The 19241-nt window shown below is 67.7% G+C and carries 20 protein-coding genes and 2 riboswitches; of the genes, 17 read left to right on the forward strand and 3 right to left on the reverse strand.

Annotation, left to right across the window (positions count from 1 at the left end):
- Window positions 1-97: 97 nt before the first annotated feature.
- A complete protein-coding gene (locus tag ACSFBE_RS17570; protein WP_435491687.1) occupies window positions 98-307 on the reverse strand; it encodes a hypothetical protein in 210 nt (69 codons plus the stop codon).
- A 234-nt stretch (window positions 308-541) separates the two neighbouring features.
- Between ACSFBE_RS17570 and ACSFBE_RS17575 the strand changes: the two genes are divergently transcribed.
- The 7 genes from ACSFBE_RS17575 (at window position 542) to ACSFBE_RS17605 (ending at window position 6400) form a co-directional block, all read left to right on the forward strand.
- Entirely contained in the window at window positions 542-1804 is a 1263-nt protein-coding gene (locus ACSFBE_RS17575; RefSeq protein ID WP_435491688.1) for a putative Na+/H+ antiporter, read from the forward strand.
- A 138-nt stretch (window positions 1805-1942) separates the two neighbouring features.
- The gene (locus ACSFBE_RS17580; RefSeq protein WP_435491689.1) at window positions 1943-3073 is read left to right on the forward strand and encodes a sterol desaturase family protein; all 1131 of its coding nucleotides are present in this window, start codon (window positions 1943-1945) and stop codon (window positions 3071-3073) included.
- A gap of 5 nt (window positions 3074-3078) precedes the next feature.
- On the forward strand, window positions 3079-3870 hold the full coding sequence (locus tag ACSFBE_RS17585) for a YaeF family permuted papain-like enzyme (protein ID WP_435491690.1): 792 nt from the start codon (window positions 3079-3081) through the stop codon (window positions 3868-3870).
- Window positions 3867-5069, forward strand: coding sequence for a BaiN/RdsA family NAD(P)/FAD-dependent oxidoreductase (locus ACSFBE_RS17590; RefSeq protein ID WP_435491691.1), 1203 nt, complete (start codon window positions 3867-3869; stop codon window positions 5067-5069). Before ACSFBE_RS17585 ends, ACSFBE_RS17590 begins: the two co-directional genes overlap by 4 nt.
- Before the next feature lie 110 nt (window positions 5070-5179).
- On the forward strand, window positions 5180-5392 hold the full coding sequence (gene rpsU / locus ACSFBE_RS17595) for a 30S ribosomal protein S21 (RefSeq protein ID WP_007833691.1): 213 nt from the start codon (window positions 5180-5182) through the stop codon (window positions 5390-5392).
- Window positions 5393-5489: 97 nt separating this feature from the next.
- On the forward strand, window positions 5490-5939 hold the full coding sequence (locus ACSFBE_RS17600; RefSeq protein ID WP_435491692.1) for a GatB/YqeY domain-containing protein: 450 nt from the start codon (window positions 5490-5492) through the stop codon (window positions 5937-5939).
- Window positions 5939-6400, forward strand: a complete 462-nt coding sequence (locus ACSFBE_RS17605) for an NUDIX domain-containing protein (protein ID WP_435491693.1) — start codon at window positions 5939-5941, stop codon at window positions 6398-6400. The genes ACSFBE_RS17600 and ACSFBE_RS17605 overlap by 1 nt, the downstream gene beginning before the upstream one ends.
- 9 nt (window positions 6401-6409) lie before the next feature.
- Here the strand turns inward: ACSFBE_RS17605 and ACSFBE_RS17610 are convergent, their stop codons facing one another.
- Complete coding sequence (locus ACSFBE_RS17610; protein WP_435491694.1) at window positions 6410-7144, reverse strand: sulfite exporter TauE/SafE family protein; 735 nt, start codon at window positions 7142-7144, stop codon at window positions 6410-6412.
- A gap of 97 nt (window positions 7145-7241) precedes the next feature.
- On the opposite strand from ACSFBE_RS17610, the gene ACSFBE_RS17615 reads away from it, so the two are divergent.
- On the forward strand, window positions 7242-8132 hold the full coding sequence (locus ACSFBE_RS17615; RefSeq protein WP_435491695.1) for a LysR substrate-binding domain-containing protein: 891 nt from the start codon (window positions 7242-7244) through the stop codon (window positions 8130-8132).
- 5 nt (window positions 8133-8137) lie between these two features.
- On the opposite strand, the gene pmbA is transcribed toward ACSFBE_RS17615, so the two are convergent.
- Entirely contained in the window at window positions 8138-9508 is a 1371-nt protein-coding gene (gene pmbA / locus ACSFBE_RS17620) for a metalloprotease PmbA (RefSeq protein ID WP_435491696.1), read from the reverse strand.
- Window positions 9509-9576: 68 nt separating this feature from the next.
- Between pmbA and yjgA the strand changes: the two genes are divergently transcribed.
- The 9 genes from yjgA (at window position 9577) to gcvP (ending at window position 19209) form a co-directional block, all read left to right on the forward strand.
- Complete coding sequence (gene yjgA / locus ACSFBE_RS17625; RefSeq protein ID WP_435491697.1) at window positions 9577-10233, forward strand: ribosome biogenesis factor YjgA; 657 nt, start codon at window positions 9577-9579, stop codon at window positions 10231-10233.
- Complete coding sequence (mog, locus tag ACSFBE_RS17630) at window positions 10230-10823, forward strand: molybdopterin adenylyltransferase (RefSeq protein WP_435491698.1); 594 nt, start codon at window positions 10230-10232, stop codon at window positions 10821-10823. The genes yjgA and mog overlap by 4 nt, the downstream gene beginning before the upstream one ends.
- Before the next feature lie 107 nt (window positions 10824-10930).
- A complete protein-coding gene (locus tag ACSFBE_RS17635; protein WP_435491699.1) occupies window positions 10931-11899 on the forward strand; it encodes a TRAP transporter substrate-binding protein in 969 nt (322 codons plus the stop codon).
- A gap of 84 nt (window positions 11900-11983) precedes the next feature.
- Window positions 11984-12496, forward strand: coding sequence for a TRAP transporter small permease (locus ACSFBE_RS17640; RefSeq protein ID WP_435491700.1), 513 nt, complete (start codon window positions 11984-11986; stop codon window positions 12494-12496).
- A 10-nt stretch (window positions 12497-12506) separates the two neighbouring features.
- Window positions 12507-13799: a TRAP transporter large permease gene (locus ACSFBE_RS17645; RefSeq protein WP_435491701.1), complete on the forward strand. Its 1293-nt coding sequence runs from the start codon at window positions 12507-12509 to the stop codon at window positions 13797-13799.
- A 74-nt stretch (window positions 13800-13873) separates the two neighbouring features.
- Window positions 13874-14401 (forward strand): hypothetical protein, encoded by a 528-nt coding sequence (locus ACSFBE_RS17650; RefSeq protein ID WP_435491702.1) that lies wholly within the window; start codon window positions 13874-13876, stop codon window positions 14399-14401.
- 21 nt (window positions 14402-14422) lie between these two features.
- A riboswitch (glycine riboswitch) is annotated at window positions 14423-14507 on the forward strand.
- Window positions 14508-14523: 16 nt separating this feature from the next.
- A riboswitch (glycine riboswitch) is annotated at window positions 14524-14645 on the forward strand.
- 50 nt (window positions 14646-14695) lie between these two features.
- Window positions 14696-15859 carry a glycine cleavage system aminomethyltransferase GcvT gene (gcvT, locus tag ACSFBE_RS17655; protein ID WP_435491703.1) on the forward strand — a complete coding sequence of 388 codons (1164 nt, stop codon included), beginning with the start codon at window positions 14696-14698 and terminating at the stop codon, window positions 15857-15859.
- Between the two features lie 41 nt (window positions 15860-15900).
- Entirely contained in the window at window positions 15901-16272 is a 372-nt protein-coding gene (gene gcvH, locus ACSFBE_RS17660) for a glycine cleavage system protein GcvH (RefSeq protein WP_435491704.1), read from the forward strand.
- A 36-nt stretch (window positions 16273-16308) separates the two neighbouring features.
- Window positions 16309-19209: an aminomethyl-transferring glycine dehydrogenase gene (gcvP, locus tag ACSFBE_RS17665; protein ID WP_435491705.1), complete on the forward strand. Its 2901-nt coding sequence runs from the start codon at window positions 16309-16311 to the stop codon at window positions 19207-19209.
- Window positions 19210-19241: the final 32 nt, after the last annotated feature.

The raw sequence follows: 19241 nt of genomic DNA on the forward strand, positions 1-19241 counted from the left end.
TCGCTATCGACCCGGGGCTTGCATGCGCAGGTCATCGCATTTGCGAGGGCCACGCCATGTCCGCCGCCGAGGGATGCGGAAAAAGGGCTCGCGCCTGCTAGTCACCGGCGGGCGCGCACAGGCTCCCGTCGGGCGTCGGCGGTGAGGCCTTTTCGCGCGCCGGCGTCCGACGCAAGGTCGTCGCAACGCGGATCGCTTCGAGGTGCTGCTGGATGCCCCTTCGCTCGGCATCGCTCAAGCGGGCATCGACTTTCGCAGACCGTGCAAGCAATTGCGCAAGGGTCGCGCGCTGGGGTGCCGTCGCCATGGTGGACCTCCCGAACATTGGACCGTTGATTCGCTTTGGAGGTGAGAACTTATTCATGAATCCGAAGGACCCGTGTAGGAGGAAATCTCCACTGCCATCGCCACGGCGGACGGCCTGATTCGGCCGGCCCCGGCGCCCGCCCCTAAAATCATCGACGGGTGTCGGGCGCTTCTCGCGCGGCAGGTTCATGCGTCGGTCGGGCCGCCACGCAGCGTTGTCACGACCAGGAGTCCCATGTCCGAAACCCCGATCCAGTGGATCGCCGCCGCCCTGTTCGCCATCGCCCTGCTGCACACCTTTGCGGCCAAGCAGTTCGAGCGGCTGTCCCACCGCTACCCGCGCCATGCCGGCCTGTTCCACCTGCTGGGCGAGGTGGAGGTGGTCTTCGGCTTCTGGGCCATCGTGCTGGTGCTAGCCATGGCGCTGGTAGTGGGCGGCGCCCCCGCGCTGGAATACGCCGAATCGCGCAACTACACCGAGCCCCTGTTCGTCTTCGTGGTGATGGTGATCGCGGCGTCGCGTCCGGTGCTGCGCACCGTGATCGCGCTGGTCGACACCGCCGCCCGGGTGGTGCCGGTGCCCACGCCGCTGGCGACGGCCTGGCTCGGGCTGGCCGCCGTGCCGCTGCTCGGCTCGCTGATCACCGAGCCGGCCGCGATGACCATCGCCGCGCTGATGCTGGCGCCGCAGATCTTCCGGCGGGACGTGCCCGAGGGCGTCAAGTACCTGGCGCTGGGCGGGTTGTTCGTCAACGTCTCGATCGGCGGCACGATGACGTCGTACGCCGCGCCGCCGGTGCTGATGGTCGCGACCACCTGGCAATGGGACAGCGCCTTCATGCTTGCGCACTTCGGCTGGAAGGCCGCGCTCGCGGTGCTGGTGAACGCGACCGTCGCCACCTTCCTGCTGCGCGGGCATCTGCGACCGGCACCGCTGCCCGACGCAGGCACCCCGGCCGAGGCGCGCGTGCCGCTGTCGGTGGTCGCGGTGCACCTGGGCCTGCTGGCCGGCGTGGTGCTGTTCGCCCACCATCCGGTGGTGTTCCTCGGCCTGTTCCTGATGTTCATGGGCTTCACGCAGGCCTACGACAAACACCAGAGCCCGCTGATCATCAAGGAAGCGCTGCTGGTCGGCTTCTTCCTGGCGGGCCTGGTGGTGCTGGGCGGCATGCAGCAGTGGTGGCTGCAGCCGATCGTCTCGAGCCTCTCGCCGCTCGCGCTGTTCGCCGGCGCGCTGGGGCTCACCGCCATCACCGACAACGCCGCGCTGACTTACCTCGGCTCGCTGATCGAGGGCATCTCGGACGCGTCCAAGTACATGCTGGTCGCCGGCGCGGTGGCCGGCGGCGGCCTGACGGTGATCGCCAACGCACCCAACCCGGCCGGCGTCGCGCTGCTCAAGCGCGGCTTCGCGGACGAGACGATCGGCGCCGGCGGCCTGCTGCTGGGCGCACTGGGCCCGACCGCCGTGGCGGCGCTGGCTTTCCTGCTGCCATGACGCGCCCTCCCGGCTGATCGTGCTGGCCCTCGGCGTGGCCGGGGGCGTCGCGCTCGCCTCGCATCGTGGCGGTCGACCAGCGTCGTCGGCCACCTAGAATCCCGCCAAATCCATACACAACACCACGAGGGGTCGGCCATGCTCAAAATCGACAAGCTCAACGAGTTCACCGCGAGCCACGGCGAGCTGCAGCGCGGCAAGGGGCTGGTCACCGGCACCATCGCCCTGAGCCTGGGCATCCTGTGCTTCCTCGGGGTGCTGGCCTTCCACTTCCCGCAGTACCTCACCACGCCCGAACTGCGCCGCAGCTACAACGTCGACATCATGCGCACCATCCTGCTGGTGGCCATGGTCGCGGCGGGTGGGCTGGCGCTGGTGAACATCGTGTTCAACCGCTCGCGCTGGCTGTCGTCGGCGGCCTTCCTGCTGATCGTCTCGGCGGCGCTGCTGGGCGGCCACAAGGTGCCGGTGAACGACTTCGCGGACAACACGCCCTACATCGGCCTGGACTGGTTCATCCTCGACCTGCTGGGCTCGGCGCTGATCTTCATCTTCATCGAGAAGCTGTTCGCGCACCGCAAGGACCAGCCGGTGTTCCGCGCCGAGTGGCAGACGGACTTTCATCACTTCGTCGTCAACCACATGATCGTGGGCTTCGTGCTGCTGGCCACCAACCTGCTGGTGCACAAGCTCTTCGGCTGGGCCGCCAACGACGGCATCCGCGGCTGGATCGCCGGCCTGCCCTTCTGGGCCGGCGTGCTGCTGATCATTCTGGTGGCCGATCTGGTGCAGTACTGGACGCACCGCGCCTACCACGAGGTGCCGGTGCTCTGGCGCCTGCACGCGGTGCACCACAGCGTGAAGAGCATGGACTGGATGGCCGGCTCGCGCCAGCACATCCTCGAGCTGCTGCTGACCCGCACGCTGGTGCTGGCGCCGATCTACGTGCTGGGCTTCAGCAAGGAAGTGATCGACGCATACATCGTGGTGGTCGGCTTCCAGGCGGTGTTCAATCACTGCAACGTGAACGTGCGGCTCGGGCCGCTGCGCTACCTCATCGTCACGCCGAACTTCCACCACTGGCACCACGCGCAGGACCAGGAAGCGCTCGACCGCAACTACGCGGCGCACTACGCCTTCCTCGACTACCTCTTCGGCACTGCCGTGAAGAGCACCAAGCTCTGGCCGGAACAGTACGGCGTGCTGGGCGACTACGTGCCGAACGGCTTCTTCAAGCAGCTGAAGTTTCCGTTCGTGTGGAAGGGTTGAGTGCCTTGAGCCCGACACGCCTGCAGGGCGCTGCCCTGTTCGTCGCCGCGCTGCTGCTGGTCGGCTGCGCATCGCGCTTCGAGCCCTCCGAGAATGGCGGGCTGCCGCGGCTCAATGTGCAGAGCTCAGCCATCGCCCCCGGCAACGGCGGCGAGCTGATCTCGGCGACCGCGCTCGAGCCCGGCGACATCCTGCTCACCTCGGTCGCGACGCTCGGTTCGTTCGGCATCCGCCTGGGCACCTTCTCGCCGGTAAGCCACGCCGTGCTGTACCTGGGGGACGGCCAGGTCGCCGAAGCCGTCGGTGACGGCGTGCGCGCGCGACGCATCGAAGACGTGGTGGCCGAAGAGCAGATGGTGGTCGCCTTCCGTCACCCGGGCATCGATGCCGACCACGCGCAGCGCCTGCGTGGCTGGGCCATGTCGCAGGTCGGCACGCGCTACAACACGGTCGGCGTGATGTTGAATGCGCCCTTCGTGCTGAATCGGCGCATCTGCGAGCTGCCGCTGATGCCCGGCGCCGCACGCGACTTCTGCCTGCGCGGCTTCGCCATGGTGCAACTCGGCGCGAGCCGCAACGACCAGTTCTTCTGTTCGCAGTTCGTGCTGGAAGCCTACAACCAGGCCGGCCTGCCCGTGACCACGGCCGACCCGCGCTGGGTCAGCCCCGCCGACCTGCTCCACATGCGCGAGGGCGACGTGCCGTCGATCCCCGCGACGCAGCCGCTTCGCTACGTCGGCCACCTCAAGTACAACCCGCCGCCGGTGATCGTCGTCGACGGGGCGACCGCGCATTGACGTTCGACGCCGTCGTCATCGGCGCCGGTGCCGCCGGGCTGTTCTGCGCGGCGCTGGCCGGTCAGCGCGGCCGCAAGGTGCTGCTGATCGATCACAGCGAACGCATCGCGGAGAAGATCCGCATCTCGGGCGGCGGCCGCTGCAACTTCACCAACCGCGACATCGACGTGCGCGCGCCGCAGCGCCATTTCGTGAGCGAAAACCCGAACTTCTGCCGCTCGGCGCTGTCGCGCTACACGCCGCAGCAGTTCATCGGGCTGCTGGAGCGCCACGGCATCGCCTACCACGAGAAGCACAAGGGCCAGCTGTTCTGCGACGGGCCGTCGCAGCAGATCATCGACCTGCTGCTGGCCGAATGCGACGACGGCGGCGTGACGCGCTGGCAACCCTGTGCCGTGGGTGCCGTCGCCTTCGACGAAGCGACAGCGAGTTATCGGATCGACACCGACCGCGGGCCGGTCGACACGCCGCACCTGGTCGTGGCCACCGGCGGGCTGTCCATCCCGCAACTGGGCGCGAGCGATTTCGGCTACCGGCTGGCGCGGCAGTTCGGCCTGCGCGTGGTGACGCCCCGCCCGGCCTTGGTGCCGCTGACTTTCGAAGGTGCCGGCTGGGCGCCCTATGCCAGCCTGGCCGGGCTCGCGCTGCCGGTGCAGATCGAGACCGGCCGAAAGAAGGAGCGCATGGCCTTCCTGGAAGACCTGCTGTTCACCCACCGGGGGCTGTCTGGGCCAGCGGTGCTGCAGATCTCGAGTTATTGGCGCGAGGGCGAGGCGCTGACCATCGACTTCGCCCCTGGCACCGACGCCGCAGCCCTGCTCGGCGATGCCAAGTCGCGATCACGCAAGCGGGTGGCCAACGAACTCGCCGCCCTGGTGCCGTCGCGCCTGGCCGACGCCTGGGTCGGCGACGACCCGGCGCTGCAACGGCCCATCAACGAAGCCGCCGACAAGGCGCTGGGCCAGTTGGCGGAGCGGATTTCCCGCTGGTCGATCACGCCCGCCGGCACCGAGGGCTACAAGAAGGCCGAGGTGACGGCCGGTGGCGTCGACACCCGCGACCTCTCGTCGCAAACGCTGGAATCGAAGCAGCCAGGCCTGTTTTTCATCGGCGAGGTGACCGACGTGACCGGCTGGCTGGGCGGCTATAACTTCCAATGGGCCTGGGCGAGTGCCCACGCCTGCGCGAACGCGTTATAATCGCGGGCTAACTTTTGGCCTCCCCTCAACGGCCTCCAAAATTTTCAGTTGAGGAACCCCGGCCTGGGGCCTCGATCTCCCCCGGCCAACTTCAGTTCAACGATTCATCAATGACCACCATCCGCGTTAAAGAAAACGAGCCCTTCGACGTTGCCCTTCGTCGCTTCAAGCGCACCATCGAAAAGCTCGGCCTGCTGACCGACCTGCGCGCCCGCGAGTTCTACGAAAAGCCGACCGCCGAGCGCAAGCGCAAGAAGGCCGCCGCGGTCAAGCGCCACTACAAGCGCGTGCGCAGCATGCAGCTCCCCAAGAAGCTGTACTAAGCACCCCTTCGCTGGCACAGGCCAGTGAAGCGAGCCGCGCCGGGGAAACCTGCCGCGGCTTTTGTTTTTTCGTTCGCCCAAAAGAGAGAAGAAGACCATGAGCCTCAAGGAACAGATCACCGAAGACATGAAGACGGCCATGCGCGCCAAGGACAGCGAGCGCCTGGGCACCATCCGTCTGCTGCTGGCCGCGATGAAGCAGAAGGAAGTGGACGAGCGCGTCGAGCTCGACGACGCCATGGTCGTGGCCATCGTCGACAAGATGGTCAAGCAGCGCAAGGACTCGATCGCCGCCTTCACGACCGGTGGCCGCGCCGACCTGGCGGACAAGGAAGCCGCCGAGATCAAGGTGCTGGAGGTCTACCTGCCGCAGCGCATGAGCGCCGACGAGGTCACGGCCGAAGTGAAGGCGATCGTCGACGAACTGGGCGCCAAGGGCCCGGGCGACATGGGCAAGGTGATGGGCACGGTCAAGACCCGCCTGGCCGGCAAGGCCGACATGGGCCAGGTCAGCGCCGCGGTCAAGGCGGCCTTGTCAGGCGCCTGATGGACGCCGAGGCACGGAGCCCGGTCCACAAGGCCTGTGCCTGCCTGGTGGACAGCCGCGGCCGCCTGCTGGTGTTCGACCACCCCGAAGACGGCGGCATGCAGCTGCCCAAGGGCACGGTCGAGCCCGGCGAGACGCCCGAGGCCGCCGTGCGCCGCGAGCTGCTGGAGGAATCGGGCATCGCGTACGACGGGCCGTTGCAGCCGCTGGGCACGATGGACCGCGAGTGCGAGGCCGGTGTGGAAGGCAACGTGCACCGCCATGCCCAGCTGTGGCATGTCTTCCTGATGCGGACGGATGGTGCACTTCCCGAAACCTTCGAGCACATCGCCAGCGGCAGCCCCGAAGAAGACGGCCTCGTCTTCCGCTTCCGCTGGCTGGCGCCTGGCGAGCCGGTCGATGGCTTCGCCCCACCCTACCGACAAGCCATCGCGCGCGTGCGCACCCACCTCGCGCAGTGACGGAAGAAGCTAGGCGCAGAGCATGTACGTGCCCAGCAGGCCCAGCCCCAGGAAGAAGCAACGTCGGAACGCGACGAGCGGGAGCCGGTCGCGCAGCCATTGACCGACGCTCATCCCCAGCAATGCTGGAAGGAGCATTGCGACCGACAGCGGCAGATCGTTCGCCGCATAACCGCCGGTACCGATCAGCCCGATGGCCAGTGCGACCGTCGCGGTGGTGAAGGAAAGACCCATGGCCTGGATCAGCGCATCGCGCTGAAGCCCCAGCGCCTGGAGATAAGGCACCGCCGGCACTACGAAAACCCCGGTCAGGGCCGTCACCACGCCCGTGAGTGCGCCTGCCAACGGACCGAGCCAACGCGCGGCACGCGGCCCGATGTGCAACGTTCGGCCGGCGAGCCCCCAGGCCGCATAGGCCACGAGGGCCGCTCCCAGAAAGAGACGGCTCCAAGTGCCCGTCGGTACGCCAAAAACCATCGCACCGCCGAGCGTCCCCACGACGATACCGACCTGAATCCCCGTCAGTCGCCTCAGGAGTGGCCATAGGCTCGGCCAGGGGCGCACTTGCCAAACGTTGGTCACGAAGGACGGCACGATTAGCAACGCGGCGGCTTCGACCGGCCGCATCCAAAGCGCAAGCAGGGCCATGGAAAGCGTCGGCAGACCCAGTCCGATCACGCCCTTGACGAGCCCTGCGAGCAGAAATACCGCAGACGCTGCGGACAGGAGTTCGAGGGATGGCATGGATGCGAGTCTGCGGCGTCCCGAAGCGCCAACCAATGCGGATCTCGCGCAGCCTGCCTCAGGCACCGCCTGAGCCTGAACATGCTACCTTGGCACCATGCGATTCGATCTGACCGACCTGCGCCTTTTCCTGCACGTCGCCGAAGCCGGCAGCCTGACCGCCGGTGCGCAGCGTAGCCACATGACACTGGCCTCGGCCAGCCAACGGGTGCGCGGCATGGAAGCGACGCTGGGTCATCCGCTGCTGCAGCGCCATTCCCAAGGTGTGCACGCCACAGAGGCCGGCCGGACCTTGCTGCATCATGCGCGCCTCGTCCTAGCGCAGATGGAGCAGCTCCGCGGCGAACTGGGGACCTATGGCGAAGGGCTGCAGGGCCATGTCCGCCTGCTGTGCAACACGTCCGCGATGACCGAACACCTGCCCGCGCCATTGGCCCGATTCCTCGCAGCGAACCCGCACATCTCGGTCGACCTGGAGGAACGTGCGAGCGACGACATCATCGACGCACTGCGGGCAGGCGTCTGCGACATCGGCATCGTGTCGAACGCCGCGGACACCGCGGGGCTCGACAGCCGGCCGTTCCGGCGCGACGACCTGGTGCTCGTGATGCCGCGCAGCCACGTGCTGGCCGACCGCCGCCGCATCGGCCTGGCTGAGGTGACGGACGCGGCCTTTGTCGGGCTCGGCGCGGCAAGCCCGCTGCAGCAGCACATCGCGCTGCATGCGCGCCGGCTCGGCAAGCACGTGCACTACCGGGTGCGCGTCGCCAGCTTCGAAGCCGTGTGCAGCATGGTGGAACAAGGCATCGGACTGGGCATCGTGCCGCAGACGGCTGCGCGGCGCTGCGCCCGGACGATGCAGATTCGCCGCGCGGTGCTCGACGAACCATGGGCCGCACGCACGCTGCTGGCGTGCACGCGCTCCGGCCAGCCGCTGCCCCTGCACGCCCAGCGACTGCTGAACGAGTTAGCGCAGCCGCGGGCCTGAACTGCTCAGGAACCGGCGATCTTCATCCGGTCGATGAGGATCGAGCCGGTGGTCTTGGCGCCGTAGTTGTAGGCATCGGCCCCGACGGCCTGGATGCCCATCAGCATGTCCTTCAAGTTACCGGCGATGGTGATCTCCTGCACCGGGAACGCGATGCGCCCCTTCTCGACCCAGAAGCCGCTGGCGCCGCGCGAGTAGTCGCCGGTCACGTAGTTCACGCCCTGCCCCATCAGCTCGATCACGAACAGGCCGGTGCCCAGCTTGCGCAGCATTTCGTCGAGGTCGTCGTCGGCCTTCGTCAGACGCGAGCGCAGCGTCAGGTTGTGCGAACCGCCGGCGTTGCCCGTGGTCTTCATGCCCAGCTTGCGGGCCGAGTAGGTGCTGAGGAAGTAGCCCTCGAGCCGGCCGCCGTCGACGATCTTGCGCGCCCGCGTGGTCACGCCTTCGTCGTCGAAGGGCGCGCTGCCCTTGCCGCGCTTGATGTGCGGATCTTCGGCCACGTCGATGTGCTTGGGCAGCACCGGCTTGCCGAGCGAATCGAGCAGGAAGGTGCTCTTGCGGTAGAGCGCACCGCCGCTGGTGGCCTGCACCAGCCCGCCCAGCAGGCCGGCGGCCAGTGGCGACTCGAACAGCACCGGGCACTGCGTCGTCTTGATCTTGCGCGACTTCAGGCGCGACAGCGCGCGTTCGGCGGCGTAGCGGCCGACCGCCTGCGGGCTGGCCAGTTCGTCGGCCGAGCGCATCGAGCTGTACCAGGCGTCGCGCTGCATGCCGTCGCCCTTGCCGGCGATGGGCGCCACCGAGATGGAGTGCCGCGAGCTGGCATAGCCGCCGCGGAAGCCGTGCGTGTGGGCGCTGAAGAAGTGGCTCTGCTGGGCCGAGACGCCGGCGCCTTCGCTGTTGGTGATGCGCTTGTCGGTCGACAGGGCCGCGGCCTCGCATTCGAGCGCCAGCTTGGCCGCTTGTTCGCTGTCGATGTCCCAGGGGTGGAACAGGTCGAGGTCGGGCTGCTCACGCACGATGTCCGCTTCGTCGGGCAGGCCGCCAACCGGGTCTTCGGCGGTGAAGCGCGCGATGTCGTAGGCGGCCTGCACCGTCTGGGCGATGGCGGCCTCGGAAAAGTCGGAGGTGCTGGCGTTGCCGCGGCGGTGCCCGACGTACACCGTGATGCCCAGCGACTTGTCGCGGTTGCGCTCGACGTTCTCCAGTTCTCCCTTGCGCACCGACACGCTCAGGCCGCAGCCTTCGGAGGCCTCGGCCCCCGCGTCGGTGGCGCCGAGCTTCTTGGCATGCGCCAAGGCCGAGTCGACCAGATTTTCGAAGAAAGAGCGGCTGTACGCAAAGCCGGACGCGGGGCGCGTGGAGGATGTCGTCATGTGTTGGCTATGATACTTGGCCCCCTGTTCCCTCTATCGCGCGGTCCTTTGCGGCCCAGGATTTTCCGATGTCCCGCAAACCCAAAAAAGGCTACTACGTCCGTGGCGAATTCGTTGCCGAAGGCAGCGAACTCGACCTGGAGCTCAAACGCGAGCTCAAGGGCACCGACGACGCCAGCAAGACCGACCTCAAGCGCGAAAGCGCCGAGTTGCAGAAGCTCGGCGAAGACCTGCTCGGTCTGCGCGCCGGCCTGTTCGACCAGTTGCCGCTCGGCGAGAAGCTGGCCGACGCGATCGTCGAGGCGCGCCGCATCACCAACTTCGAAGGCAAGCGCCGCCAGATGCAGTTCATCGGCAAGCTGATGCGCGCGCTCGACCCCGAGGTGCTCGACGCCGTGCGCAGTGCGCTCGACGAGCAGCACAGCGGACCCGCCGAGGAAACCGCGATGCTGCACGAGGCCGAACGCTGGCGCGACCGGCTCATCGCCGACGACGACGCGCTCGGCGGCTGGATCGAGACCCATCCCGACACCGACAGCCAGCAGCTGCGCGCCCTGGTGCGCCAAGCCCGCAAGGACATCAAGGCCGGCAAGCCCGGCGAAGCGCCGCGCCAGGCCAAGGCCTACCGCGAGGTGTTCCAGCTGGTGCGCGCGCAACTGGCCGCCCATGCAGGCAGCGACCGGGCGGCCGAGGCCAGCGAGGAATCGCGGGAGCGCGACGCATGAGCACTCCGGACCCGGTCCGCATCGGCATCGTCTCGGTCAGCGACCGCGCTTCCACCGGCGTGTACGAAGACAAGGGCCTGCCGGCATTGAAGGACTGGCTGACGCGTGCACTGCGCAACCCGATCGACTTCGAGGCGCGCCTCATCCCCGACGAGCAGGCCGGCATCAGCGCCACGCTGATCGAACTGGTCGACGCCGGCTGCTCGCTGGTGCTCACCACCGGCGGCACCGGCCCCGCCCTGCGCGACGTCACGCCCGAAGCGACGCTGGCCGTGGCGCACAAGGAAATGCCGGGTTTCGGCGAGCAGATGCGGCAGATCAGCCTTCGCTTCGTGCCCACCGCCATCCTGTCGCGACAGGTCGCGGTGATTCGCGACCGCGCGCTGATCCTCAACCTGCCGGGCCAGCCCAAGGCCATCGCCGAGACGCTCGAAGGCCTGAAGAACGCCGACGGCTCGCAAGCCGTGCCGGGCATCTTCGCGGCCGTGCCCTACTGCATCGATCTCATCAACGGGCCGTACATCGAAACCGACGATGCGGTCTGCAAGGCGTTCCGGCCGAAGTCCGCGATCCGTCCGGCCGCTGCCTGAAAACGCGGTAAGTCGGTGAAACCCCGACGCCGTTGCCTTCGGGTATGCGGCATAGTCGAAAGCGCCTGATTCGACTACGCCATTCGGCGAAAACTCCCGGAGACACCATGAAACTCGGCACCCTTGCCGCCTGCCTTTCGCTCGCCCTCGGCGCGAGCGCCTTCGCCCAGACCACGACGCTCAAGATCGGCTACGCCACCTCGAAGGAATCGCACTACGGTGTCGGCTCGACGGCGTTCTGCGACGAAGTCGAGAAGGGCACGCAAGGCCGCTTCAAGTGCCAGCACTTCGCCAACTCGGCGCTGGGCGGCGAACGCGAGCAGATCGAGGCCATCCAGCTCGGCACGCAGGACCTGCTGAACACATCGACCGGCCCGGTCGGCAACTTCGTGCCCGAGGTCAAGATCGTCGACATCCCCTTCCTGTTCCGCGACTACGACCACGCGCGCAAGGTGATGGACGGCCCGATCGGCCAGGACATCCTGACCAAGTTCCCGAGCAAGGGCATCATCGCGCTGGCCTGGACCGAGAACGGCTTCCGCCACATGACGAACAGCAAGCGCGACATCGTCAAGCCGGAAGACGCCAAGGGCCTGAAGATGCGCACCATGGAGAACAAGGTGCACATGGACGGCTACCGCACCTTCGGCATCCTGCCGACGCCCATGGCCTTCCCCGAACTGTTCGGCGCGTTGCAGCAGGGCACGGTCGACGGCCAGGAGAACCCGATCCCGGTGATTCTGGCGTCGAAGTTCTCGCAGGTGCAGAAGCATCTCTCGCTCACCGGCCACGTGTACTCGCCAGCGCTGCTGCTGCTGTCGCCCAAGGTCTGGAACAAGCTCTCGGATGCCGACAAGAAGCTCTTTGTCGCGGCGGCGCAGAAGGCGTCGATCGCGCAGCGCAAAAAGGTCAACGACGACGAAAGCAACGGCATCGCCCAGCTCGAGAAGGACGGCATGAAGGTCACACGCACCGTCGACAGCAACGCCTTCCGCGAGGCGCTCAAGCCCGCGTACGTGAGCTACGCCAAGGAGTTCGGCGCGGACAACATCAAGAAGATCACGGACGTCAAGTAAGCGGCAAACCGCTGACCGTCCACCGCCCGGACACGCCGAGAGGTTCCGGGCGGTTCGCTTTTTCCAGACCGAGATTCAAGTACCGTGCAAGCCTTCGAGCGCCATTTCATCACCGCCAACCGCTGGGCGCTGATCCTTCTGCTGGCCGCCATGTCGGTCATCATCTTCACCAATGTCGCGTTGCGCTACCTGACCGACCAGTCCCTCGAATGGGCCGAAGAGGTCTCGCGCCACATGATGATCTGGCTCACCTTCCTGGGCGCCGGCCCGGTGCTGCGCTACGGCGGCCACATCGCCGTCGAGAACCTGCAGGACGCCTTGCCGCCCAAGGGCGCGATGGCCGTGCGCCTTGCCGTCGCGGCGCTGCTCTTCGCCTTCTTCGGATTCATGGTCTGGTACGGCTGGCTCTACATGCAGCGCACCATGTTCCAGCTGACCGCCGTGACGCAGATTCCCTTCGCCTACATCTACAGTGCCATGCTGATCGGCGGGGTGCTGTGCATCGTGCACTTCCTGTTGGTGGTCAAGGGTTACGTGCTGCGCCGGGAGTTCCGGTCGGATGCGCACTTCGACGCCACCGCGTCGGCATCGTTGTAAGGGGACGCGCATGGACCCGAGCATCGTTCTCATCGTTTCCGCCTGCGTCTTCCTCGCCATCGGCGTGCCGGTCGCCTTCGCCCTCGGGCTGGCCACCGCGGCCACGCTGATCCTGGCGGAAAGCTATCCCCTGATGGTGCTGCTGAAGGAAACCTTCACCGGCATCGACAGCTTCCCGCTGATGGCCGTGCCCTTCTTCATCCTGGCGGCAGAGCTCATGAGCGGCGGCTCGCTGACCGAGGTGCTGTTGCGCTTCGCCGGCCAGTTCGTCGGCCACAAGCGCGGCGGCCTGGGCTACACCAACGTGGTGTCGCTCACCTTCTTCTCGGGCATCTCGGGCTCGGCGCTGGCCGACGCGGCCGGCCCGGGCTCGATGCTGATCAAGATGATGGACAAGGCCGGCTACGACCGCTCGTACGCGGCGGCGCTGACGGCGTCCACGGCCATCGTCGGGCCGATCATCCCGCCGTCGATCATCATGATCATCTACGCGCTGCAGGACGAGACGGTGTCCGTCGGCACGCTGTTCGCAGCGGGCATCCTGCCGGGCATCCTGATCGCGGTGGCGATGTGCGCGGTGAACTTCTGGGTGTCGAAGAAGCGCAACTACAAGGGCGACGGCCAGCTGCCGCCGATGCGCGACATCCTCGTCACGACGTGGAAGGCACTGCCCGCCATCCTGCTGCCGGTGGTCATCCTCGGCGGCATGCGCGCCGGCTGGTTCACGCCGACCGAAGCCTCGGTGGTGGCGGTGTTCTACGCGCTGCTGTGCGGCAAGTTCGTCTACCGCACGCTCGAGTGGAAGGCGCTGCCGAACATCCTCGAACGCTCGGCGCTGCTGTCGGCGTCGGTGCTGATCATCATCGGGCTGTCGGCGTCTTTCGCCTGGGTGCTGACGATCGAAGGCATTCCGCAGCAGATGGCCGAATGGCTGATCGGCATGAACCTCTCGCCGTGGATGTTCCTGATCATCGTCAACGTCTTCCTGCTGCTCTTCGGCATCTTCATCGAGCCGCTGCCGGGCGTCATGGTGCTGGCGCCGATCCTCGCGCCGGTCGCCATGAAGCTGGGCGTCGACCCGGTGCACTTCGCGATGATCGTGATCTTCAACCTCACGCTGGGCATGATCACGCCGCCGGTCGGGGGGCTGCTCTTCGTGACATGCAACGTGTCGAAGGTGCCGATGTCGAAGCTGGTGCGCGAGCTGGTGCCCTTCCTGTGGGCGCACGGGGCGGTGCTGATCATCCTGACCTTCGTGCCGGCGCTGAGCACCTGGCTGCCGCGGGTGATGGGCTTCAAGTAGAGGCGCTTGCTTCATCGGGTTGTCATGACCGGGGCCGATGCTGGCGGATTCGCAATCCCGACGCTTGGCACCCGATGTTCTTCAGCAAGACCGAAAAAGCCCGCGACGAGCTGCGCCCCGGCCGCCGCACGCTGACGCAGCGCGAACGCGCCGTGCTGCTGATGGCCGACGGCCAGCGCTCGGTGACCGACTTCGTGCCGCTCTTCAGCGACCGCGACGAGGCGCTTCGCGTGGCGCACCACCTGTTGCACGAGGGCTATCTGCACGCGCCGGATGAACGCTTCGACGCGCCCGCCGTCGTCGTGGCGGATGTGCCCGAGCCATCAACGCCCACCGCATCGGCCGACCCTTTCGACGGCAAGCCGTCCCTGGCCACCACCCGCATGTTCCTGTTCGACCTGTGCGAGCGCATGTTCGCGCGGCGCGACCCGGCGATGGCGCAGGTCCTGCGCGACACGCTGCGCGAGGCGCGCGACCGCGCGTCCATGCTGGCCGTGGCCGACACGATGCTCGCGGAGATCCGACAGGCCGCCGGCGACGAGCGCGCCGACGCCATCCGCGATCGCATCGCCAAGTTGTTGCCAGCCGAAACGGTGCACTGAGCCCGCGCCGATCCACTACACTCGCCCGGGTCAGGAGAGCGCCCGCAACGGGCCGCCGAAGGCGCAGGAACCCATCCGAACGCTCAGGCCCCAAGGACTGACGAGGCGCCTGTTCATCCGGGCGTTTCCTTGCTGGAGAGAGGTCGGTCGTCCATCGCGACACGCCGGCCCACCGAAGGAGCAAACCCTAAGCCTCTGAAAAGGCGGGGCGAATCTCTCAGGTAGAGCGGACAGCAGGGGTGGCCCATGACTTGCGTCGTGGATTCCGTCTGCCCCCCTGTTATGGAGAGCGCCATGGCTGCTTCCGACGATTCGCTTCAGAAGACCCCGCTGCATGCCCTGCACGTCGAACTTGGCGCCCGCATGGTGCCTTTCGCCGGCTACAGCATGCCGGTGCAGTACCCCGCCGGCCTGATGGCCGAGCACAAGCACACCCGCACGGCCGCCGGCCTGTTCGACATCTCGCACATGGGCCAGCTGCGCCTGGTCGGCCCCGACGCCGCCGCGGCTTTCGAGACGCTGATGCCGGTCGACGTGGTCGACCTGGCGCCCGGCAAGCAGCGCTACGGCCTGCTGCTGAACGACGCGGGCGGCATCCTCGACGACCTGATGTTCTTCAACGAAGGCGACGGGTCGCTCTTCGTGATCGTCAACGGCGCCTGCAAGGTGGCCGACCTGGCGCACATCCAGGCCCGCATCGGCGCGCGCTGCGAGGTGCAGCCGATGCCCGACCACGCGCTGCTCGCATTGCAGGGTCCGCAGGCCGCCGCCACGCTGGCCCGCCTGTCGCCCAACGTGGAACGCTTCGTCTTCATGACGGGCGGCGCGGTGCAGATCGGCGGCATTCCGGCCTTCGTCACCCGCAGCGGCTACACCGGCGAAGACGGCTTCGAGATCTCGGTGAAGGCCAGCGACGCCGAAGCACTGGCCCGCCTGCTGTTGGCCGAGCCCGAGGTGCAGCCCATCGGCCTGGGTGCGCGCAACTCGCTGCGGCTGGAAGCCGGCCTCTGCCTCTACGGCCACGACATCGACGAGACGACCACGCCGGTCGAGGCCTCGCTCAACTGGGCGATTCAGAAGGTGCGCCGCACCGGCGGCGCGCGGGCCGGTGGCTTCCCGGGTGCCGACAGGGTGCTGGCCCAACTGGCGGCCGCGGCATCGGGCGCGGCCGGCATCGCCGAGCACGACACGCTCAAGCGCCGCCGCGTCGGCCTGGTCGCGCTGGAACGCATCCCGGTGCGCGACGGCACGCCGCTCGAATCCTTCGAGGGCATCGCCATCGGCCAGGTCACCAGCGGACTGCTCGGGCCCACGGCCGACCGGCCGATCGCGATGGCTTACGTGGCCGCCGCCTTCGCTGCGCCCGGCACGCGCCTGCAGGCCATCGTGCGCGGCAAGCCGGTGCCGATGGAGGTGACCACCCTGCCCTTCGTGCCGACCCGATACTACCGAGGCTAGTTTCCCTTTCACCTCTCGTTCCATCTCTTTTCAGGAGCCCCATGAGCACCAAATTCACCAAGGACCACGAGTGGGTCCAGGCCACCGGCAGCGACGCGATCGTCGGCATCACCGTGCATGCGCAGGACGCACTCGGCGACGTCGTGTTCGTCGACCTGCCCGAGGTCGGCAAGACCTTCGCGCAAGGCGAAGTCGCCGGCGTCGTCGAATCGGTCAAAGCGGCAGCCGACGTGTTCATGCCCGTCTCGGGCGAGATCACCGAAGTCAATGAAGCGCTGCGCGCCGACCCCTCGCTCGCCAACAGCGACCCACTCGCCACCGGTTGGTTCTTCAAGGTCAAGCTGAGCGAGCCCGCCCAGCTCGACGCCCTGCTCGAAGCCGCCGACTACGACAAGTTCGCTGCAGAGAGCTGACCCGCCTTCAATCTTCGCCTTCATCGCTCCACGCCCATGCCGACCCCCTCCTTCCCCACCTTGCGCGAACTCGAGAATGCCGACGAATTCATCGCCCGTCACATCGGCATCGAGCCGGCCGACGAGGCGCGCATGCTGCCGGTCATCGGCTCTGCCACGCGCGAGGAACTGATCGACGGCATCGTGCCGCCGGCCATCCGCCGCACGCGGCCGATGCAGTTGCCCGCGCCGGTGAGCGAGGCCGACGCACTGGCCGAGCTGAAGGCGATGGCGGCGAAGAACAAGGTGGCGCGCAACTTCATCGGCCAGGGCTACTACGGCACCCACACGCCCGGCGTGATCCTGCGCAACATCCTCGAGAACCCCGCCTGGTACACGGCCTACACGCCCTATCAGGCGGAGATCTCGCAGGGCCGCATGGAGGCGCTGGTCAACTTCCAGACCATGGTCTGCGACCTGACCGGCATGGCGATCGCCAACGCGTCGATGCTCGACGAGGCGACGGCCGCGGCCGAGGCGATGACGCTGGCCAAGCGCAGCGTGAGATCCAAAAGCAACGTCTTCCTGGTGGCCGGCGACTGCCACCCGCAGACCATCGAAGTGCTGCGCACCCGCGCTGCGCCGCTGGGCATCGAGATCAAGGTGAGCACCGCATCGGAGACGCTGCCCCTGTTGATGGCGAGCGGCGAATTCTTCGGCGTGCTGGCCCAGTACCCCGGCACCACCGGCCAGGTGCACGATCTGCGCCCGCTGGCCGGCCATGCGCATGCCTGCGACGCCGCGCTGTGCGTGGCGGCCGACCTGCTGGCGCTGACGCTGTTGGCACCGCCCGGCGAATGGGATGCCGACATCGTCTGCGGCACCACGCAGCGCTTCGGCATGCCGATGTGCAACGGCGGCCCGCACGCGGCCTACCTGGCCTGCCGCGACGGGTTCAAGCGCTCGCTGCCCGGCCGGCTGGTCGGCGTGAGCGTCGACGTGCACGGTTCGCCGGCCTACCGGCTCGCGCTGCAAACGCGCGAACAGCACATCCGCCGCGAAAAGGCCACGTCGAACATCTGCACGGCGCAGGTGCTGCCGGCCGTCGTCGCAAGCATGTACGCCGTGTACCACGGCCCCGCCGGCCTCACGCGCATCGCGCAGCGTGTGGCGGCGCTCACCGGCATTCTGGCCGCGGGCCTCGAGCAGATGGACCGCGAGCTGGTCAACACCACCGCCTTCGATTCGCTGACCGTGAAAAGCGGAGACGACACCGCCGCCATCCTCGCCCACGCGAACACGGCCGGCGTCAACCTGCGCCATCGGCTGCAGCAGCACCTGGGCATCTCGCTGGACGAGACGACGACGCGCGCCGACATCGAGACGCTGTGGGCGCTGTTCGTGCCGACCGGCACGCCGATGCCGCGCTTCGAGGAACTGGCCGACACCGCCCCCGTGCGCATTCCGGACGACTTGCGCCGCACCTCGGCCTTCCTCACGCATCCGGTGTTCAACACGCACAAGAGCGAGACGTCGATGCTGCGCTACATCCGCAGCCTCTCCGACAAGGACCTGGCGCTCGACCGCAGCATGATCCCGCTGGGCAGCTGCACCATGAAGCTCAACGCGACCAGCGAAATGATCCCGATCACCTGGCCCGAGTTCGCGAACATCCACCCCTTCGCACCGGCCGAGCAGCTGCAGGGTTACGCCGAGCTCGACCAGCAGCTGCGCGACTGGCTGTGCGAAGCGACGGGCTATGCCGGCATCAGCCTGCAGCCCAACGCCGGCTCGCAGGGCGAGTACGCCGGCCTGCTGGCGATCAAGGCCTTCCATGTGTCCAAGGGCGAAGGCCAGCGCAACATCTGCCTGATCCCTTCGTCGGCGCACGGCACCAACCCGGCCAGCGCGCAGATGGCCGGCATGCAGGTGGTCGTGACCGCCTGCGACGCGCAGGGCAACGTCGACCTCGACGACCTGAAGCGCGCCTGCGAGAAGCACAGCGCCAACCTGGCGGCGGTGATGATCACCTACCCCAGCACCCACGGCGTGTTCGAGACCCGCGTGAAGGCACTGTGCGAGCTGGTGCATGAACATGGCGGCCGCGTGTACGTCGACGGCGCGAACATGAACGCCCTGGTCGGCGTGGCCGCGCCAGGCGAGTTCGGCGGCGACGTGAGCCATCTGAACCTGCACAAGACCTTCTGCATTCCGCACGGCGGCGGCGGCCCGGGCGTCGGCCCGGTGTGCGTGGTGGAAGACCTCGTGCCCTTCCTGCCGGGCCATGCGACGGCGGGCGTCGGTGGTCATGACGTGGGTGCGGTCTCGGCCGCGCCGCTGGGCAATGCCGCAGTGCTGCCCATCAGCTGGATGTACTGCCGCATGATGGGCGCAGCCGGCCTGCAGGCCGCGACCGAGACGGCGATCCTGTCGGCCAACTACATCAGCGCGCGCCTGAAGGAACATTACCCAACGCTGTACGCGAGCCCGAACGGGCATGTGGCGCACGAGTGCATCCTCGATTTGCGCCCGCTCAAGGACACCAGCGGCGTCACGGCCGAAGATGTGGCGAAGCGCCTGATCGACTACGGCTTCCATGCGCCCACGCTGAGCTTCCCGGTGCCCGGCACGCTGATGGTCGAGCCGACCGAGAGCGAGCCGCTGGCCGAACTCGACCGTTTCATCGACGCGATGATCGCCATCCGCGGCGAGATCCGCCGTGTGGAAGAAGGCGTCTGGCCGAAGGAAGACAACCCGCTCAAGCACGCGCCGCACACCGCCGCCAGCCTGCTGAGCACCGAGTGGACGCACCCCTACTCGCGCGAACTCGGCGCCTACCCGCTGGCCGCCCTCAAGCAGGCCAAGTACTGGTCGCCGATCGGCCGCGTCGACAACGTCTACGGCGATCGCAACCTGTTCTGCAGCTGCGTGCCGGTGGGCGACTACACGACGAGCTGAACACGACGGCACAATCGATGCTCCCCCCTTCA

Origin of the sequence: Variovorax sucrosi, from assembly GCF_051216635.1 — a bacterium.
In the GTDB taxonomy this organism is placed as follows: Bacteria; Pseudomonadota; Gammaproteobacteria; order Burkholderiales; family Burkholderiaceae_C; genus Variovorax.

Bases quoted from the DNA above. Each gene is read 5' to 3' on its own strand.
- ACSFBE_RS17570 (WP_435491687.1), bottom strand. From the start codon at position 307: ATGGCGACGGCACCCCAGCGCGCGACCCTTGCGCAATTGCTTGCACGG.
- ACSFBE_RS17575 (WP_435491688.1), top strand. From the start codon at position 542: ATGTCCGAAACCCCGATCCAGTGGATCGCCGCCGCCCTGTTCGCCATC.
- ACSFBE_RS17580 (WP_435491689.1), top strand. From the start codon at position 1,943: ATGCTCAAAATCGACAAGCTCAACGAGTTCACCGCGAGCCACGGCGAG.
- rpsU (WP_007833691.1), top strand. From the start codon at position 5,180: ATGACCACCATCCGCGTTAAAGAAAACGAGCCCTTCGACGTTGCCCTT.
- ACSFBE_RS17600 (WP_435491692.1), top strand. From the start codon at position 5,490: ATGAGCCTCAAGGAACAGATCACCGAAGACATGAAGACGGCCATGCGC.
- ACSFBE_RS17605 (WP_435491693.1), top strand. From the start codon at position 5,939: ATGGACGCCGAGGCACGGAGCCCGGTCCACAAGGCCTGTGCCTGCCTG.
- ACSFBE_RS17610 (WP_435491694.1), bottom strand. From the start codon at position 7,144: ATGCCATCCCTCGAACTCCTGTCCGCAGCGTCTGCGGTATTTCTGCTC.
- ACSFBE_RS17615 (WP_435491695.1), top strand. From the start codon at position 7,242: ATGCGATTCGATCTGACCGACCTGCGCCTTTTCCTGCACGTCGCCGAA.
- pmbA (WP_435491696.1), bottom strand. From the start codon at position 9,508: ATGACGACATCCTCCACGCGCCCCGCGTCCGGCTTTGCGTACAGCCGC.
- yjgA (WP_435491697.1), top strand. From the start codon at position 9,577: ATGTCCCGCAAACCCAAAAAAGGCTACTACGTCCGTGGCGAATTCGTT.
- mog (WP_435491698.1), top strand. From the start codon at position 10,230: ATGAGCACTCCGGACCCGGTCCGCATCGGCATCGTCTCGGTCAGCGAC.
- ACSFBE_RS17635 (WP_435491699.1), top strand. From the start codon at position 10,931: ATGAAACTCGGCACCCTTGCCGCCTGCCTTTCGCTCGCCCTCGGCGCG.
- ACSFBE_RS17645 (WP_435491701.1), top strand. From the start codon at position 12,507: ATGGACCCGAGCATCGTTCTCATCGTTTCCGCCTGCGTCTTCCTCGCC.
- ACSFBE_RS17650 (WP_435491702.1), top strand. From the start codon at position 13,874: ATGTTCTTCAGCAAGACCGAAAAAGCCCGCGACGAGCTGCGCCCCGGC.
- gcvT (WP_435491703.1), top strand. From the start codon at position 14,696: ATGGCTGCTTCCGACGATTCGCTTCAGAAGACCCCGCTGCATGCCCTG.
- gcvH (WP_435491704.1), top strand. From the start codon at position 15,901: ATGAGCACCAAATTCACCAAGGACCACGAGTGGGTCCAGGCCACCGGC.
- gcvP (WP_435491705.1), top strand. From the start codon at position 16,309: ATGCCGACCCCCTCCTTCCCCACCTTGCGCGAACTCGAGAATGCCGAC.